The organism is Nocardioides cynanchi (assembly GCF_008761635.1).
In the GTDB taxonomy this organism is placed as follows: domain Bacteria; phylum Actinomycetota; class Actinomycetes; order Propionibacteriales; family Nocardioidaceae; genus Nocardioides; species Nocardioides cynanchi.
Genome location: NZ_CP044344.1, coordinates 2,059,353 through 2,074,834, shown reverse-complemented (window position 1 = coordinate 2,074,834; position 15,482 = coordinate 2,059,353). Strand labels below are relative to the sequence as shown.

16 protein-coding genes are annotated in these 15,482 nt (G+C 73.5%); 3 read left to right on the top strand and 13 right to left on the bottom strand.

The window, feature by feature from the left end:
- Positions 1 to 19: 19 nt before the first annotated feature.
- The 6 genes from E3N83_RS10125 to E3N83_RS10100 all read right to left on the bottom strand — a co-directional run bounded on the left by E3N83_RS10125 (position 20) and on the right by E3N83_RS10100 (position 5,000).
- Entirely contained in the window at positions 20 to 364 is a 345-nt protein-coding gene (locus E3N83_RS10125) for a hypothetical protein (RefSeq protein ID WP_151083151.1), read from the bottom strand.
- An 84-nt stretch (positions 365 to 448) separates the two neighbouring features.
- Entirely contained in the window at positions 449 to 1,117 is a 669-nt protein-coding gene (locus E3N83_RS10120; protein WP_151083150.1) for a response regulator, read from the bottom strand.
- Positions 1,114 to 2,355, bottom strand: a complete 1,242-nt coding sequence (locus E3N83_RS10115; RefSeq protein WP_151083149.1) for a sensor histidine kinase — start codon at positions 2,353 to 2,355, stop codon at positions 1,114 to 1,116. Before E3N83_RS10115 ends, E3N83_RS10120 begins: the two co-directional genes overlap by 4 nt.
- A 25-nt stretch (positions 2,356 to 2,380) precedes the next feature.
- Positions 2,381 to 3,319: a D-alanine--D-alanine ligase family protein gene (locus tag E3N83_RS10110; RefSeq protein WP_151083148.1), complete on the bottom strand. Its 939-nt coding sequence runs from the start codon at positions 3,317 to 3,319 to the stop codon at positions 2,381 to 2,383.
- A complete protein-coding gene (alr, locus tag E3N83_RS10105; protein ID WP_151083147.1) occupies positions 3,319 to 4,467 on the bottom strand; it encodes an alanine racemase in 1,149 nt (382 codons plus the stop codon). The genes E3N83_RS10110 and alr overlap by 1 nt, the downstream gene beginning before the upstream one ends.
- A 95-nt stretch (positions 4,468 to 4,562) precedes the next feature.
- Complete coding sequence (locus tag E3N83_RS10100) at positions 4,563 to 5,000, bottom strand: CoA-binding protein (protein WP_151083146.1); 438 nt, start codon at positions 4,998 to 5,000, stop codon at positions 4,563 to 4,565.
- An 81-nt stretch (positions 5,001 to 5,081) separates the two neighbouring features.
- Between E3N83_RS10100 and E3N83_RS10095 the strand changes: the two genes are divergently transcribed.
- Entirely contained in the window at positions 5,082 to 6,251 is a 1,170-nt protein-coding gene (locus E3N83_RS10095) for an acyl-CoA dehydrogenase family protein (protein ID WP_151083145.1), read from the top strand.
- 27 nt (positions 6,252 to 6,278) lie between these two features.
- Here the strand turns inward: E3N83_RS10095 and E3N83_RS20225 are convergent, their stop codons facing one another.
- Entirely contained in the window at positions 6,279 to 6,410 is a 132-nt protein-coding gene (locus tag E3N83_RS20225) for a hypothetical protein (RefSeq protein ID WP_272950251.1), read from the bottom strand.
- A gap of 233 nt (positions 6,411 to 6,643) precedes the next feature.
- Between E3N83_RS20225 and E3N83_RS10090 the strand changes: the two genes are divergently transcribed.
- The gene (locus E3N83_RS10090) at positions 6,644 to 7,828 is read left to right on the top strand and encodes a phytanoyl-CoA dioxygenase family protein (protein ID WP_151083144.1); all 1,185 of its coding nucleotides are present in this window, start codon (positions 6,644 to 6,646) and stop codon (positions 7,826 to 7,828) included.
- A gap of 26 nt (positions 7,829 to 7,854) precedes the next feature.
- Complete coding sequence (locus tag E3N83_RS10085; RefSeq protein ID WP_151083143.1) at positions 7,855 to 8,370, top strand: SET domain-containing protein; 516 nt, start codon at positions 7,855 to 7,857, stop codon at positions 8,368 to 8,370.
- Here the strand turns inward: E3N83_RS10085 and E3N83_RS10080 are convergent.
- The 6 genes from E3N83_RS10080 to E3N83_RS10055 all read right to left on the bottom strand — a co-directional run bounded on the left by E3N83_RS10080 (position 8,367) and on the right by E3N83_RS10055 (position 15,448).
- Positions 8,367 to 8,891 carry a DUF2231 domain-containing protein gene (locus E3N83_RS10080; RefSeq protein ID WP_151083142.1) on the bottom strand — a complete coding sequence of 175 codons (525 nt, stop codon included), beginning with the start codon at positions 8,889 to 8,891 and terminating at the stop codon, positions 8,367 to 8,369. The two genes, E3N83_RS10085 and E3N83_RS10080, sit on opposite strands and share 4 nt — an antisense overlap.
- A gap of 288 nt (positions 8,892 to 9,179) precedes the next feature.
- Positions 9,180 to 11,621 (bottom strand): CHAT domain-containing protein, encoded by a 2,442-nt coding sequence (locus E3N83_RS10075; RefSeq protein WP_151083141.1) that lies wholly within the window; start codon positions 11,619 to 11,621, stop codon positions 9,180 to 9,182.
- Positions 11,622 to 11,628: 7 nt separating this feature from the next.
- Positions 11,629 to 13,314, bottom strand: coding sequence for a S8 family peptidase (locus E3N83_RS10070; RefSeq protein WP_151083140.1), 1,686 nt, complete (start codon positions 13,312 to 13,314; stop codon positions 11,629 to 11,631).
- A 10-nt stretch (positions 13,315 to 13,324) separates the two neighbouring features.
- Positions 13,325 to 13,840 (bottom strand): hypothetical protein, encoded by a 516-nt coding sequence (locus E3N83_RS10065; protein WP_151083139.1) that lies wholly within the window; start codon positions 13,838 to 13,840, stop codon positions 13,325 to 13,327.
- Positions 13,837 to 14,424 carry an RNA polymerase sigma factor gene (locus E3N83_RS10060; RefSeq protein ID WP_151083138.1) on the bottom strand — a complete coding sequence of 196 codons (588 nt, stop codon included), beginning with the start codon at positions 14,422 to 14,424 and terminating at the stop codon, positions 13,837 to 13,839. The genes E3N83_RS10065 and E3N83_RS10060 overlap by 4 nt, the downstream gene beginning before the upstream one ends.
- 109 nt (positions 14,425 to 14,533) lie before the next feature.
- A complete protein-coding gene (locus tag E3N83_RS10055; protein ID WP_151083137.1) occupies positions 14,534 to 15,448 on the bottom strand; it encodes an undecaprenyl-diphosphate phosphatase in 915 nt (304 codons plus the stop codon).
- Positions 15,449 to 15,482 lie beyond the last annotated feature (34 nt).

The window sequence follows — 15,482 nt, the reverse complement described above, 5'->3', positions numbered from 1 at the left end:
GAGCCGCGCCGAGCCTGGGTCAGGGGTGCTGGTTGAGGTAGATCACGACCCCGACGAAGGCGACGACGCTGAGGCACCCGAGCGCGATCCCGGTCCAGGCCGCCCAGCGCCCCTTCAGGGCACCGTCGGCGGCGGCGATGTGGGCGAGCGCGTGGCGTCCGACCAGGATCGCCGGGATGCCGGTCAGGACGTTGAGGACGAGGCTCAGCAGACCGAGGGTGAGCGCGTTCCGGGCCCGAGTGTCGATGGAGCCCTCGGCGACGTGGGCGTCCGCATCGGGGTCAACTCCCGAGTGTGCTCCCGGCGAGAAGGCGGTGAAGCCGCCGTGGCCGGGAGCTCCGCTGCCACCTGACGGCATGCTCATAGCGCGCTCCTTCGTCGATGCCTGTCCTGCGACGGTACAGCGAGGGCTGGCAGTGGGGTCGCACACTCGGCTTCTGAGAGCCGCTCAGCCGTCCACGAGGCCGTGCTCGTGGCCGAAGACCACGATCTGCACACGGTCGCGCAGGCCGAGCTTGCGCAGGATCGCACCGACGTGGGTCTTCACCGTCGACTCGCTGGCGAAGATCTGGCCGCCGATCTCGCTGTTCGACAGCCCCTGTGCCACGGCTCCGAAGACCTCGCGCTCCTTGTCGGTCAGCGAGAGGTACGACGGGGGAGGCGGGGTGCGGGCCTGGAACTGGCCGTCCAGCAGGGTGGCGAGGTCCTGGGGGGCGAGCACGGCGTTGCCGGCGTACACCGTGCGGATCGCGTCGCGCAGCATCGCGGGCGTGGTCCCCTTCAGCAGGAAGCCGCTGGCGCCGGAGCGGATCGCGGTGGCCGCGCGGTCGTCGAGGTTGAAGGTCGTCAGCACGATCACCCGTACCGGCCGCTCCCGGCGCGCCACCCGGTCGGGCAGGAAGATCTGCCGGGTCGCCTCGACGCCGTCCATCTCGGGCATCCGGACGTCCATCAGCACGACGTCCGGCGCCAGGTCGTCGACCAGCCGCACCGCCTCCACGCCGTCCGCGGCCGAGCCCACGACCTCGAGGCCGTCCTGGGCGTCCACGATCACCCGCACGCCCTCGCGGAAGAGCTCCTGGTCGTCGACCAGGAGCACCCGGATGCGCTCGCTCATCGGGGCGTCCGGACCGGCACCCAGGCCGTCGCGGTGAACGTCGGCGGGTCGCTGCGACGGCGTACGTCGAGCCGGCCGCCGACGGCCTCCAGGCGGCGCCGCATGCCGGCCACGCCCTGCCCGCCGCCCGGCGACGACGGGGCCGGCGCGATGGGCTGGGTCTCGTCCGGGCCGGCGCTCAGGGCGTTGCGCACCTCGATCCGCAGGTCGCCCTCCCAGTGACGCTCGACCTGGACGGGGAGGTCTCGCCGGCCGTGCTTGATCGCGTTTGTCAGCATCTCCTGGAGCACCCGGAAGGCGACGACCTCGAGCTCGGGGGGCATCGGCTGGGGCATCCCGACCAGGGTCGACTCCACCTCGTGGCCGCTGGCCCGGACCCCCTCGATCAGGCTCTCGATGTCGGCCTGCCGGGCCGTCGCGACCGCGGTGCCGGAGGTCGCGGCGAGCACCTGACGGACGTCCTCCAGCGAGGTCCGGGCCGACGTCGCGATGTTGGCCATCGTCTGCTTGAGCGCCACCGTGTCGTGGTCGTCGCGGAACTGTGCCGACTCGGCCTGCGCCAGGATCACCGCGAGCGAGTGGCCGACCACGTCGTGCACGTCGTGCGCGAGCCGGGTCTGCTCGTCGCGGAGCCGGGCGATCTCGGCGGCCTGGTCACGCTCGGCCTCGGCCACCACCTGCGAGCGACGCGACACCCGCGAGCGGTCCGAGAAGCGGAGCGCGAGCCCGAGCAGCCACGGCGCCATCAGGATGGCGGTCCCGAGCAGCCCGGCCGGGAGCCGCCAGCCGTTGCCTCCGGGGTACGCCGTCCGGGCCAGCACCTTGACGCCCGCCACGTCGAGCGCCTGGTAGAAGACGCTCTGGTCCAGCCAGAGCACCGCGATCGTCGCGCCGAACGGGATCGAGAGCCCGCTCAGCCAGACCACGGTCGTGCTGCCCCAGCGCGCGCAGCCGAAGGCGACGTAGGCCAGCATCACCTCGATCACCAGCGGACCCGTGCCGGTGACCAGGTGGACCGCGCCGACGGCCCAGGCGACGGCGAGCGCGGGCCCGGGCGCCGCGCGGGTCAGGGCCACGGCCACTGCCAGACCGAGCACCACGAGCACCGGGCCCCAGGTGGAGGTCCGGGTCAGGTCGTGGTCGTTCTCCCAGAGCCCGACCACGAGCACCGCCAGGCCCGCCGCGGCGTCCGGCACCCACGGCTTCCAGCGTCGCCAGGCGTCGGGCGGCGAGGTCATGCGGGTCATCGAACCACGCCAGACGTCACCGGTGGGCGCCGCGGACCAGCTCGTCGAGCAGGTCGGAGTAACCGAGGCCGGCGGCGGCGAACATCCGGGGCACCTGGGAGTGCTCGGTCATCCCGGGCGTGGTGTTGACCTCGTTGAGCACCGGGCCGGCGTCGGTCAGGAAGAAGTCGACCCGGGCGACGCCCGAGCAGCCGAGGGCGGCGTACACCGTCAGGGCGGCATCCTCGAGGGCCTTGGCGTCACGCTCCTCCAGCACGGCCGGCACCCGGAAGTCGGCCGCGCCGCCGTACTTCGCGTCGTAGTCGAAGACCCCGTCGCCGACGATCTCGAGCGGGGGAGCGGCGACCAGGGCGCCGTCGGCGCAGCGCAGCACGGCCACGTCGATCTCGCGGCCGGCGATCACGTCCTCGACCAGGGCCCGCGAGTCGAGTGCGAGTGCGGCCTCGAGTGCAGGTCGCAGGCCGTCGGGCTCGCAGACCTTGCTCACGCCACGGCTCGACCCGGCCGCCACCGGCTTGACCACCACGGGCCCGGTCCACGGCTCGATCGGCGCTCCAGGCACCGTGACCAGGCGCCCGGGAGCCGTGGCGATGCCGAGCGCGTTCGCGACCAGCTTGGTCGCCCACTTGTCCATCGCCAGCGCCCCCGCGCCGACCCCGGAGCCGACGTAGCGCAGCCCCGCCAGCTCGCAGAGGGCGGCGAGCGTCCCGTCCTCGCCACGCGGACCGTGGACCAGGGGGAACACGACCTCGCAGCCGCGCAGGATCTGGGCGACGCCCGACAGTCCCATCGGCCTCCAGCCACGGTCACGCCAGGTGCCGTCGCGGCCGATGGTGAGCGGCACGACGTCGTACGACGTGGGGTCGAGCCCGGCGGCCACGCCGGCCGCCGAGGCGAGCGAGACCTCGTGCTCACAGCTCTGGCCGCCCCCGATGACGGCGACCCGGGTCGTCATCACACGCTCCGCAGGTGGGCGACCGGTCGGGTCCGCCGGGCGATCCGCCCGCCGAGGCCGGTGACGATCTCGTGCTCGATGGTGCCGGCCCAGCCCGCCCAGTCGGCGACCGTCGGCTCGCCCGCGGACCCGGGGCCGAACACGGTGACGGTTTCGCCGGGCTCGCCGCCGGTGTCACCCAGGTCGATGACGAGCTGGTCCATCGAGAGCCGGCCGACCACCGGCAGCCGCCGGCCCCGGAGCTGCACCTGGGCCCGGCCGGACGCCGTCCGCGGCAGGCCGTCGGCATAGCCCAGCGGCACCAGCCCGAGATGGGTCCCGAGCGGGGTCCGGTAGGCATGGCCGTAGCCGACCGGCGTGCCGGCGCGGACGCGGCGCACCGAGACCAGCGGGGCGGTCAGGGTCATCGGCTGGCGCAACGACGTGGTCCGGCTGGGGTCGATCCCGACCAGTCCGGCGCCGACCCGGCTCATCGTGTGGTGGCTCAGCGGGTCGGTCAGCGTCGCTGCGGTGGCGGCGAGGTGGCGCTGGGCGGGTCGGAGGCCGCAGGCCCGGGCGATCTCCAGCGCCCAGGCGAACCGGCTCCGGCCGAGGGCGTTGCAGGTGTCGCCGGGGTCGTCGCTGCAGCCGAGGTGCCCCATCAGGCCGACCACCTCGACCTCACCGCGCTGCTCGGCCCGTCGCGCCGCCCGGCACAGCCGGGGCCACGCCGCCGGCGCCGCGCCGTCCCGGGCCATGCCGGCGTCGAGGTGCAGGTGGATCCGGGCGCGTCCCGGAGCCGCGGCCACGGCCGCCAGGTGCTCGAGACCGGGGACGGCGACGTCCACCTCGCAGCGGACCGCCTCGGCGAAGTCGGCATCCAGCGGGTTGAGCCAGCTCAGCACCGGAGCCGTGAGCCCGGCCTCACGCAGCGGCCAGGCCTCGGTCAGCGAGGTGACGCCGAGCGAGGTGGCGCCGTGGGCGAGCGCGGTCCGGGCCACGTCGAGTGCGCCGTGCCCGAAGCCGTCGGCCTTGACCACCGCCATCAGGGCTCCGCTCGCGCGGGCCGCCAGGAGGCGGGTGTTCGCCGCGACCGCCCCCAGGTCGATGTCCAGGTGCGGCCCGGCCGTTCCTGCTTGCGACCGCGGCTCGGAGATCTGGATCGTCATGCTCCGACGCTAGGGAGGCGCGGGCGCCAGCCGCCTCCGTCGCAGGTGCCGACGTGCGGTACCCCGGGACCAGACCTCTCCGACCGGTGAACCGGTCAGCCGGTGCGCCGGCGCCACTCGATCGCCGGGCAGGCGTCCATCACCATCGGCACGCCGGCCGCCGTCGTACGACGGAACGCGTCGGGGTCCACCACACCGAGCTGCAGCCAGACCCCGCGCGCTCCGATCGCGACGGCCTGGTCGGCGAACTCACCGGCCGCCTCGGAGCGGCGGAAGACATCGACCACGCCGACCGGGAACGGCACGTCGGCCAGGGTCGCGTAGCCGCGCTCGCCGAGCACCTCGCCCGCCGGGTCGACCCCGTCGTCGGCGAACCGCGGGTGGACCGGCACGATCGTCTTGCCCCGGCGCTGCAGCAGGGCGGCGATCTCGTACGCCGTACGGTCCGGGTTGCCGGACAGGCCCACCACGGCCCAGGTCCGGCACTCGTCCAGCATCAGGTCGACCCACTCCGTGCGCTGCCAGTCGTCCATGGATCCAGCCTAGGAGTGCGTGACCAATCCCTCGTGCTCGCGGCCGGACCGGGTCCCTCAGCGACCGTAGAATCTGGGGCCATGGCCGACTTCCCGATGTTTGCGCTGTCCGAGGAGCACCAGGCGATCCGGGAGGCGGTCCGTGACGTGTGCGCGGCCAAGGTCGCGCCGTACGCCGCGGAGGTCGACGAGGACTCGCGCTACCCCGAGGAGGCCGCCCAGGCGCTCCAGGCGGCCGACTTCCACGCGCCCCACGTGCCCGAGGAGTACGGCGGCGCCGGGGCCGACGCCCTGGCCACGGTGCTGGTGATCGAGGAGATCGCCCGGGTCTGCATGAGCAGCAGCCTGATCCCCGCGGTGAACAAGCTGGGCTCGCTGCCGGTGATGCTGAGCGGCTCGGAGGAGCTGCGCAAGAAGTACCTGACCCGGCTCGCGGCGGGGGAGGGAGGCTTCTCCTACTGCCTGTCCGAGCCCGAGGCCGGCTCGGACGCGGCGGCGATGAAGTGTCGCGCGGTCCGCGACGGCGACGACTGGGTGCTCGACGGCGTGAAGAGGTGGATCACCAACGCGGGGGTCAGCGAGTTCTACACGGTGATGGCGGTGACCGACCCGGAGAAGGGGGCGCGCGGCATCTCGGCCTTCGTCGTGGAGAAGTCCGACGAGGGAGTCAGCTTCGGCGCCAAGGAGAAGAAGCTCGGCATCAAGGGGAGCCCGACCCGCGAGGTGTACCTCGACCGGGTGCGGATCCCCGGCGACCGCATGATCGGGGCGGAGGGCACCGGCTTCGAGACCGCGATGAAGACCCTCGACCACACCCGGATCACGATCGCCGCCCAGGCGGTCGGGGTGGCCCAGGGCGCGCTGGACTTCGCCCTCGGCTACGCCCGGGAGCGCCAGCAGTTCGGGAAGTCGATCGCGGAGTTCCAGGGCCTGCAGTTCCTGCTCGCCGACATGGGCATGAAGGTCGAGGCCGCCCGGCAGCTCACCTACGCCGCGGCGGGTCGCTCCGAGCGGGGCGATGATGACCTCACGTTCTTCGGCGCCGCCGCCAAGTGCTTCGCCTCGGACGTCGCGATGGAGGTCACGACCAACGCCGTCCAGGTGCTCGGCGGCTACGGCTACACCCGCGACTACCCGGTCGAGCGGATGATGCGCGACGCCAAGATCACCCAGATCTACGAGGGCACCAACCAGGTGCAGCGGATCGTGATCGCCCGCCAGCTGTTGGCCGGGGTGCAGTCGGAGCTCTGAGCCGGACGGCCCGGATCGCGGTCCGGGTCAGGCGGCCTCGTGCAGCGGGCCGGAGTCGACGCTGCTCTCCACGACCCAGCGAGCCTCGAGTCGCTCTCCGCGCTCGTCGGACACGAGGATCCAGGTCTGGATCAGGGTGGGGCGGTCGTCGTGCTGCATGCTCGGGCTCCGTCAGCTCTGGCCACGGTTGTTCACGCGGCGTTCATCTCGCGTTCACTTTACACCAAGTCGCTCCCTGGGAGCACCGAACGCGCACAACCACGCCCAGAACGCCCCACTGGAAGATGATGGCGAGCGCAGACGGGACCACCGACGCTCCACCTGAGCGTCCGCTCCGGTGCGGCCTAGTCTGGGGGCACCGCTCGCCGCCGGACCCCGCCCAGGAGACGTCGATGTCCGTACCGCCCGTCCTGACGCACCGACCCGCCCGCCTGCGTACCGCGGACTGCCGGCTCGACGACTTCGCCACCCTGGTCGAGCGAGCGACCGATCCGGAGCAGTTTCCGCTCGCCGCCGAGGTGGTCGACCGCGTCCTGGTGTACGACGCGGCGCGGCTGCGCGCGGAGGTGGCGGGCCCCGACGGGGAGGACACCGTCGCCGCTGAGCTGGTCCGCGCCCTCACCGACGGGCCGGGGGTGGTCGCGATCCGCGGCGCCTTCCCCGACACCTCGGTGGTCGACCGGGCCACCGCCGCCTTCGACGCGATGATCGCCGACGAGAGAGCCGTGGGCGGCGCGAAGGGCGACCACTTCGCCAAGGCCGGCGCCAACGACCGGGTGTGGAACGCGCTGGAGAAGCTCGCCGTCCGCGACCCCGGGACGTTCGTGGACTACTACGCCAACGACGTCGTCGCGCTCGTGGCCCGGGCGTGGCTCGGTCCGGGCTACCAGGTCACCTCGCAGGTCAACGTCGTACGACCAGGAGGACAGGCACAGGACCCGCACCGCGACTACCACCTCGGCTTCCTCGAGAACACGGTGGTCGAGGGCTACCCCGCCCACGTCCACCTGCTCTCGCCGGTGCTGACCCTGCAGGGCGCGGTCGCGCACTCCGACATGCCGGTCGAGAGCGGCCCCACGATGTACCTGCCCTACTCCCACCAGTACGTGCCGGGCTACCTCGCCTGGCGCCTCCCGGAGTTCCGCGACCACTTCGCGTCGCACCATGTGCAGCTCGCGCTGGCCAAGGGCGACGCCGCCTTCTTCAACCCGGCGCTCTTCCACGGCGCCGGCACCAACGTCTCCGCCGACATCCAGCGGGTGGCGAACCTGCTCCAGGTGTCCTCACCGTTCGGCCGGGCGATGGAGGCGGTGGACCGGGACCGCGTGCTGCGGGCGATCTACCCGGTGCTGCTCGAGCGCCGAGCCGCCGGCTGGTCGGCGGACGCGCTCGGTCACGCGCTGGCCGCGGCCGCCGAGGGCTACCCGTTCCCGACCAACCTCGACCTCGACCAGCCGGTCGGCGGCATGACGCCCGCCTCGCAGGCCGAGCTGGCTGCAGAGGCCCTCGCGACGGGGGTCTCGCCCGGCGACCTCGACGCCGTGCTCGACGGCTACGCCGCCCGGCGTACGACGTGACCAGCACCTCGGGCTAGGTTCGCAGGGTGCCCGACCCGATGCCCGAGAGCTGGCTCCACCCCGCCGTCGAGGTGAGGCCCTCCGAGGTCGCCGGGCGGGGCCTGTTCGCCACCGCCGACCTGCCGGCCGGCACGGTGGTCTCGCGGCTCGGCGGCAGGCTCGTGGACACCGCCGAGCTGCGCGGGCTGCTCGCCGCCGGCACGTCGTCGGTGGACAGCGTGGTGGTCGACGACGACCTGCATCTGCTGCTGGCGCCCGGAAGCGACAACCGTTTCGCCAACCACGCCTGCGATCCCGACCTGGGCTGGGTCGACGCCTACTCCCTGGCCACGCTGGTCGACGTGCCCGACGGTGCCGAGCTGCTGCACGACTACGCCATGAGCGTCGTCGATCCCGACTTCGTGCTGCGCTGCCACTGCCAGAGCTACCGCTGCCGGCAGATGGTCGAGGGCACCGACTGGCGGATCCCGCAGCTCCAGCGGAGGTACGCCGGCCACTGGACGCCGTACGTCCAGCGGCTGATCGACGCCCAGGGGGACTAGCGGGTCCCGCTCACCGCGGCAGCGGGCGGAGCCGACGCGCCGCTGTTGCGGCCGCCGGTGCCCCACACGGCACGGGCGCCGGCGTCACCGGTCAGCACGACCAGCACCAGCACGGTCACGGCCGCGACCGGCAGGAGAACGACGAGCGGCTTGGCCAGCGTGGTCACGCCCTCCTTGTGGTCCTTGTCGGGGAGGGGGTTGTGGTGGGGGAGCGACCACCAGGCCACGACGACCAGGGCCGCCAGGACCCACGTGGCGGCCTGGAGCAGGCCGGCCCAGTGCTCGTGGGTCTGGATCAGGGAGGTGTCCTCGTGGAGGCGGCTCTTGAGGTTGTCGCCGGTGGCCGCCGCGAGCCACACCGAGACCGCGGCCACGACCGCGAGGACGACCGCCGGCGTGCGGGTCTGCCAGCGCCGCGAGGGCAACACGGCGTACGCGATCGCGAACAGGGCAGCGAGCGGCACGAGGACGACGGCCGCGTGGACGACGAGGGGGTGCAGGGGGATGCCGTTGATGGTCATCCGCCGGAGATTAGGGAGGCCTTCTGTGCGGCAACTGTGTGCGGGCGCGAGGATGCACAGCCTGCGCACAGCATATTCCGGCGCGAACGGGTCAGCCCCCGCGACGCGGGAGGCCGGGTCGCGGTGCCCCCCCGAACACCTGCGACCCGGTCCGTGAGCCAGGCTCTCGAACAGCGGCTCTCCCCGCGGGGCCGGGGCACGCTGTCCCCCCGAATCAGCGTCCCCCGGCCTCTGACGTACAAAGAGTCGCCCGACGCTCCGGTGATACGTGGCGGCTGGAAAAACTCCTCACCAGCCGGCGCCGAAGCACAGGAACGGCAGGGGCGGGCCGTCCCGCGGCTCCGCGCCGACCTCGGCGAGAGCCACCGCGGGGGCGGCCCCACCGGCGACCAGCACGTGCCAGCGGGCCAGCGCCTCGCAGGCCACCTCGTCGGCGACCAGGGCGGGCGAGGACAGCACGTGCCGCGCCCCGGCGTGCAGCCACGCGGCGGTCATGCCCACGGCCTCCTCGCCGGAGCGCACCGAGACCCGGCCGAGCTCACAGGCCGACAGCACGACGGTCTCGGGGGTGTGCGCGAGGGCGTCGATGTCGTAGCCGAACCACGGCCCGTCGGCCAGCTCCACGGCGGAGAAGAGCGGGTTCTCCCCGGAGTGCCGGCCGTGGCCCGCGAGATGCAGCAGGTCGACCCGCTGCGCCAGCTGGGCCACCTGCGCCGACGAGGCCGCCGGCCCGGTCAGGACCTCGGCTCCCGTCCAGGCGTGGCAGGCGCGCGTCACCTCCTCCTCGGCACGCGCCACCCGCGGCCCGGCGACCAGTCCGACCCGGGTGCCGACCTCGGCCTCCGCGTGGAGCTGCAGCCAGCGCGTCGCGGAGGGGGCGATCGTGAGCGGGCGCCCGACCAGTCCGGGCAGGAGCGTCCACGGCGTCCCGGCCAGCACTCCCGACGGAGTCAGGACGACGCGACGGTCGCCGAGCAGCGGCAGCACGGGCTCCACCAGCGTCGTACCGACCCAGGCGAGGTTGCGGGCGAGGGAGTTCCGGATGGCCTCGGCCATCGGACCCTCGGTGCGTGAGGCCGCCATGTCGAGGTCGGCCGCGATGGAGTCCAGCCGGTTCCGCAGGCCTGCGCCGTCACCCAGTGGTACGACGGTCGCCCGACCGTCGGTGACGACGAGGGCGGCCGTGCGGTGGGGGCGGACGACGTAGGCGACCAGCGCCGAGTCCGAGCCGAGCCCGGCCATCAGCTCGTCGAGCGCCGCCGGTTCACCGATCTCTCCGCCACCGGGCGCCGACCAGCTGTGCCGGGCGATCCGTTCGGCCACCTCGACCCGCGTCCGGTCGCCCTCGGGGAGCTGGCGGAGCAGGCTCAGGTCGGCAGCGATCGCCTCGTCCGGTGGCGGCCGGACCGGCGCCACCCGGCTCACCAGGGCCCGGGCCCGCTCGGACCACTCGTAGACCACGTGCGGGCGACCGTCCCCGAGTGCGGAGTCGAGTCCGCGGCCGGCCAGCCCGCGGCCGTGACCGACCAGGGTGCTCTGCAGGTCGAGGCTGCCGAAGGACGACTGCCAGGCGTGGACCGCCGCCAGCCCCGAGGTGACCTCGCGGCGGGCCCGGCTGTGCTGACCGTTGGCCAGGGCGAGGTCGGCCCGGACCTCGTGGCTGAGCAGCCGATGGGCGATCGAGTGACGACGGGTCACCCGCAGCCGCGACAGGCGGGCGGCCGCGCCACCCGTGTCTCCCCTGCGCAGCACGAGTCGGCAGGCGACCAGGCTCAGCTGGTCGGCCTCCTCGCGCAGGTCGTTGAGCCGCAGCACCTCGACCAGCTCGTCCGCGCGCGTCAGGAGCGCCCGGCCGGTGCCGCCGGCCTCGATCTCGGCGACGATCGCGAGCGCGTCGGCGCGCAGCGCCCAGGTCGGGCTCCCATGCCCCGTGAAGCGGCGAGCGGCGCGCCGGGCGATGACCCGGGCCCGGGCAGGGTCCTGGCGCAGCAGGGTCTTGGCGAGCACCAGCTCGGACTCCGCCTGGAACCGGCGCAGACCCTGCGCGCCGTACGCCGCGGCGGCCGCCTCCAGCGCTCGCGCGGCCTCGCGCGGACGGCCGGCCGCGAGCATCACCTCGGCACGGTCCTGGTTGGTGGTGGACTGCATCACCAACGTCATCGGGCTCAGGGTGCCCTTGGCGTCGTCCATGTGGCGCAGGGCGGTGACCAGGTCTCCCAGGAGGAGGTGGGCGTACCCGATGTTGTGCTCGGCCTTGCCCGACGACTCCGCCATGTCGGCCTGGGCGTAGTGGTCCCGCGCGGCCTCGAAGTCGGAGACCGCGGCCAGGGGCTCGCGACGGTGCAGGTGCAGGTTGCCGCGGGTGAGGTAGGCCCGGCCCAGGTGCTCCGGCTCGCCTCCGAGCAGGGGGATGGCCTGGGAGATCGACGTCTCGGCGGCCCCGGCGTCGCCTGCGCGCAGGTGGAGGAGCGCGAGCTGGGAGAGGATCCGGCCCCGCGTCGCCGGCGACAGCCCGGTGGTCCCGAGCAGGGCCGCACATCGTTGCAGCCCCGCCTCGGCGCCGTGCAGCTCGGCCTCGACGTAGGCGTCGGAGAGCCCGATCAGGGCCCGCTGGTCACGGTCGGAGCCGGCGCGTTCCCTGGCCCGCTCGAGCATCGACCGTGCCCCGGTGAAGTTCCCGGCACGGACAGCGGTCATCGCCCGCTGGCGCAGGTCCTCCGCTGTCGGCATCCGCTCATCATGGCGTCAAGTCGGTCCGACCAGCCACCGCGTTCCAGCCCCGCGACACGGCGTCCGCACGGGAGGCCGGCGATCCGGCTGACCCGAGGCTGCCCAGGAGGTCGGCGGCCAGCAACCCGGCGAAGAAGGGGGCGGCGAACGACGTACCGCTCCAGACCGCGAAGTGGCCGGTGTAGTCGTCGGGGTCGAGGGACTCACGGACCCGCTGGTAGGCGACGGTCCGGGCGATCGGCTGCAGCCCGCCCTGGAACGGCGGCAAGGTGCTCAGCACGGCGGCCCCGGGGGCGTAGCAGCGCACCCACGGACCGGTGTTGGTGAACAAGGCGTCGGTGCCGTTCGGGTTGAGGGCGCCCACGGAGACGACCGGGACACAGCTCGCGTCCGGCTGAACCGTGCCGTGACCGTCGGCCCAGGGCGCGAACGCGGCGGGGAACATCGGCCGCGCGGTCGCGTCGTTGCCGGCGGAGCAGACGACGATCGTGCCGCACTCGCCGAGCAGCCGCAGGATGTCGGACATCGTCGGGTCGAACAGCTCGTCCTCGGGCGTCTCGTGGTAGTAACCCATCGAGAGGCTCAGCACGTCGATCGGGTGCCCGCCCTCCTCGCCGTCGCGGTAGCGGCGGGCGACCTCGGCGATGTCGGACAGCGCGTCGACCAGGTCGCTCTCGATGATCGGTCCCGACGAGCTCACGATGCGCCACGCCACGATGTCCGCGTCGGGACATCCCTGCCGGACCAGACCGCAGATGAACGTGCCGTGGCCGGCATAGGGGTCGATCCCGCCGTCGAGCGCGCCGACCTGGTCGGGCCAGCGCTCGGGGTCGGTGGAGTCGTCGGTGTAGCCGATGGGGTTCCCGTCGAGGGTCACGTCCATGTGCACGATGCCGTCGAGCCAGGCGTGCTCCCCGCAGCCGGTGTCGATCACCGCCACGACGGGTCGCCGGCTGGTCTCGAACTCGCAGTCGGGACGTCGCAGGGGAGCCGGGCCGACGTAGGTCACGGGCTGACGGCCACCGCTGCCCTGGCGGCCGTACGACGCGACGGCCGCCGAGGAGGTGGCCCCGCTCGGGTCGGGCTCGTGGATCGGGTCCGGTTCGTGGATGGGGTCGGGCTCGTGGATGGGGTCCGGTTCGTGGATGGGGTCCGGTTCGTGGATGGGGTCGGGTTCGACCGTGTCCGGCTCGTGGATGGGGCGACTCGACGGGTCCGTGGGCTCCGCCCCGTGGCCGCTGCGCAGGGTGACGATGTGATCGAGCCCGACGCCTCGCATGGCCTCGATCCCGAAGCGCGCACGCGCCTGCTGGAGCAGCACCCACCCGTCGGGAGCCAGCGCGGCCCGCTGGTCCTTGACGCCGATGCCCACCCGGACCAGGCCGTAACGCTTGCGGTGCTCGGCGAGCTCGCGCTCGGCGTCCTCGCTCTCGAGGTCCCAGCCCAGCTCGTCGGCGACCTCGCGCAGCTGGGCGAGGACCCGGGGCACGTCGAGGGTGCGGCTGATCGTGAGCCGGGGACCGACGTAGACCGTCGAGCCGGGGGAGACGCCCTTCACGACGAGCGCCGTGCCGGGGTCGAGCACCCGGCCGTTCACCTGCTGCAGCACGTGGGGAGGCGGTGTCGCGGGGTCCCGCTGAGCGGAGGGACGGGTGGTGCGGCGCTGCGCTCGGTCGTCAGCGGGGGTGGTCATCGGGGGTCTCCTAGATCAGGAACGGGGGAGTCACGAACGGCGGCGCCGCTGAGTCGTCGGGCTGGTCACCCGTCTGGGGCAGCAGCCACAGCCGGGCCTCGCCGGAGTGCGGCGCGGTGAACTCGAAGCGGCCGTCCTCGTCGGAGACCGCCGACTGCCGGCTGTGGGCGAGGGCATCGCCCGGAGGCCCGAGGAAGACCTTCATCGGCACCGCCGGCACCACCCAGCCGTCGATCCGGCGATGGCCGTCGACGGTGCTGATCCGCACCAGGACGCGGTACGACGTACCGGCGAACTCCAGCGCGACCGTCGCGTCGTCGCCGTCCTCGGCGACGGCGTCCTCCGCGCTGCGGACCCCGGCCGCGAGGTCGACCCGCTCCACGAGCGTGAGCAGCTCCCACTCGTCCTCGAGGTCCTCCACGGCGAGACGGGCGAGCACCCCGTCGGCGAGGTCGTCGGGCGCGGGGTCGTGGTCGGCGTACAACCGGGCCACGGCCTCCAGCAGCTGGTCGTCCGAGAGCTTCATGAGGCACCTCCGAGCTCGACGCGGAGCTTGTCGAGGCAACGGCGGCGCGTCGGGCCGATGCTGCCGACCGGCATCTGGAGGCCGGCCGCCACGGCGGTGTAGTCGGGGCGGGGCTCCCACGCCACGATCCGGAGCAGCTTCTGGCAGCGCTCCGGGAGCCGGCCGAGCGCCTGCCAGAGCAGGGAGCTCTCGTCGTTGGTGACCACCTCGGCCTCGGGCGAGGTCTGCACGGGCATCCGGGCGTCCAGGACGTCGTCCTCGACCGGACGGGTGCGGGTCGCGAGCTTGCTGACCCGCCACGCCTCGCGTCGTGCGCCGGTGCAGAGCCAGCGGGTGATGGCCTGCGGGTCGCGGACCGAGTCCGCGCTCTTGACCAGGGCCACCCAGGTGGTCTGTACGACGTCCTCGCTGGCCTCGCGGTCGAGACCGCAGGCGCGCACGACGTGCCAGAGCACCGGGCTCATCACCCGGACCAGGTCGTCGAGCGCCGACTCGTCGCCCGCGCGCCAGCGACGGAACGCATCCGTCGCGACGTCGTAGAGCGCCGAGGAGGTCGGGCCTCCCGGCGCTTCGTGCATGGTCATCACACCCCCACAGGAGGCACGTCCCCGTTGCCTGATACGTGCGCGGAGAGCCGAAACTACCGCGCCGACGGGTCGGTCGTCATGCGGATCGCCAGGTGCCGGACCGGGGTCAGCGCACGGCGAAGAGGGTCAGGCAGGCGAGCCCGGCCACGACGCAGTAGACCCCGAAGGGGCGCAGGGTGTTGGTGTGCACCCAGCGGGTCAGCCAGCGCACCGAGATGTAGGCGCCGATCCCGGCCAGCACCGACCCGAACAGGATCTGGGGGCGCACCCCGGCGCCGAGCGGGCCGAAGAGGTCGGGCAGCTTGAGCACCCCGGCCGCCAGGATCACCGGCGTGGCCAGCAGGAACGAGAACCGGAGCGCGTCCTCGCGCCGCAGCCCGGCTCTCATGCCGGCCGCGGTGGTGATGCCCGAGCGCGAGATGCCGGGGGCCAGTGCCAGGATCTGGACGCTCCCGATCGCCAGGGACCGGCGCACCGACATCAGCGAGAGACGGGCGTCGGCGGCCACCCCGTCGGCGACGGGGTCGGACGGGACCTCGGCGGGCACCGTCTCCGGCACCGGAGACCGGGCGGCGTACGACTCGATCGCGAGCAGCACGATGCCGTTGACGACCAGGAAACAGGCGGCCGGGACCGGGCGGCCCAGGTGGGTGCGCAGCCAGTGCTCGAAGAGCAGCCCGGTCAGGCCCACCGGGATGGTGGCGACGATCAGCTGCCAGATCAGCCGCTCGTCGGGGTTGCTCAGGCGGCGGTGCCGCACGCTGGTGACCAGACCGTTCATCAGCCGCAGCCAGTCGCGCCAGTAGAACGCGATCAGGGCGAGCGCGGTCGCCACGTGGGTGCCGACGATGAACGCGAGGTACGGCGACTCGATCGCCGAGACGTCGAGGTCGTGCGCCCAGCTCCCACCGATCACCGCAGGGAGCAGCACGCTGTGGCCCAGGCTCGAGATCGGGAACAGCTCGGAGACACCCTGGAGCAGGCCGACGACGGCGGCCTCCAGCCAGCTGAGGTGATGCACGCGTGGACCTTCCGGAAGCCGAACGGGGACCCTC

Coding starts and splice junctions, on each gene's coding strand:
- E3N83_RS10125 (WP_151083151.1), bottom strand. CDS start 364: ATGAGCATGCCGTCAGGTGGCAGCGGAGCTCCCGGCCACGGCGGCTTC.
- E3N83_RS10120 (WP_151083150.1), bottom strand. CDS start 1,117: ATGAGCGAGCGCATCCGGGTGCTCCTGGTCGACGACCAGGAGCTCTTC.
- E3N83_RS10115 (WP_151083149.1), bottom strand. CDS start 2,355: ATGACCTCGCCGCCCGACGCCTGGCGACGCTGGAAGCCGTGGGTGCCG.
- E3N83_RS10110 (WP_151083148.1), bottom strand. CDS start 3,319: ATGACGACCCGGGTCGCCGTCATCGGGGGCGGCCAGAGCTGTGAGCAC.
- alr (WP_151083147.1), bottom strand. CDS start 4,467: ATGACGATCCAGATCTCCGAGCCGCGGTCGCAAGCAGGAACGGCCGGG.
- E3N83_RS10100 (WP_151083146.1), bottom strand. CDS start 5,000: ATGGACGACTGGCAGCGCACGGAGTGGGTCGACCTGATGCTGGACGAG.
- E3N83_RS10095 (WP_151083145.1), top strand. CDS start 5,082: ATGGCCGACTTCCCGATGTTTGCGCTGTCCGAGGAGCACCAGGCGATC.
- E3N83_RS20225 (WP_272950251.1), bottom strand. CDS start 6,410: ATGCAGCACGACGACCGCCCCACCCTGATCCAGACCTGGATCCTCGTG.
- E3N83_RS10090 (WP_151083144.1), top strand. CDS start 6,644: ATGTCCGTACCGCCCGTCCTGACGCACCGACCCGCCCGCCTGCGTACC.
- E3N83_RS10080 (WP_151083142.1), bottom strand. CDS start 8,891: ATGACCATCAACGGCATCCCCCTGCACCCCCTCGTCGTCCACGCGGCC.
- E3N83_RS10075 (WP_151083141.1), bottom strand. CDS start 11,621: ATGCCGACAGCGGAGGACCTGCGCCAGCGGGCGATGACCGCTGTCCGT.
- E3N83_RS10070 (WP_151083140.1), bottom strand. CDS start 13,314: ATGACCACCCCCGCTGACGACCGAGCGCAGCGCCGCACCACCCGTCCC.
- E3N83_RS10065 (WP_151083139.1), bottom strand. CDS start 13,840: ATGAAGCTCTCGGACGACCAGCTGCTGGAGGCCGTGGCCCGGTTGTAC.
- E3N83_RS10060 (WP_151083138.1), bottom strand. CDS start 14,424: ATGACCATGCACGAAGCGCCGGGAGGCCCGACCTCCTCGGCGCTCTAC.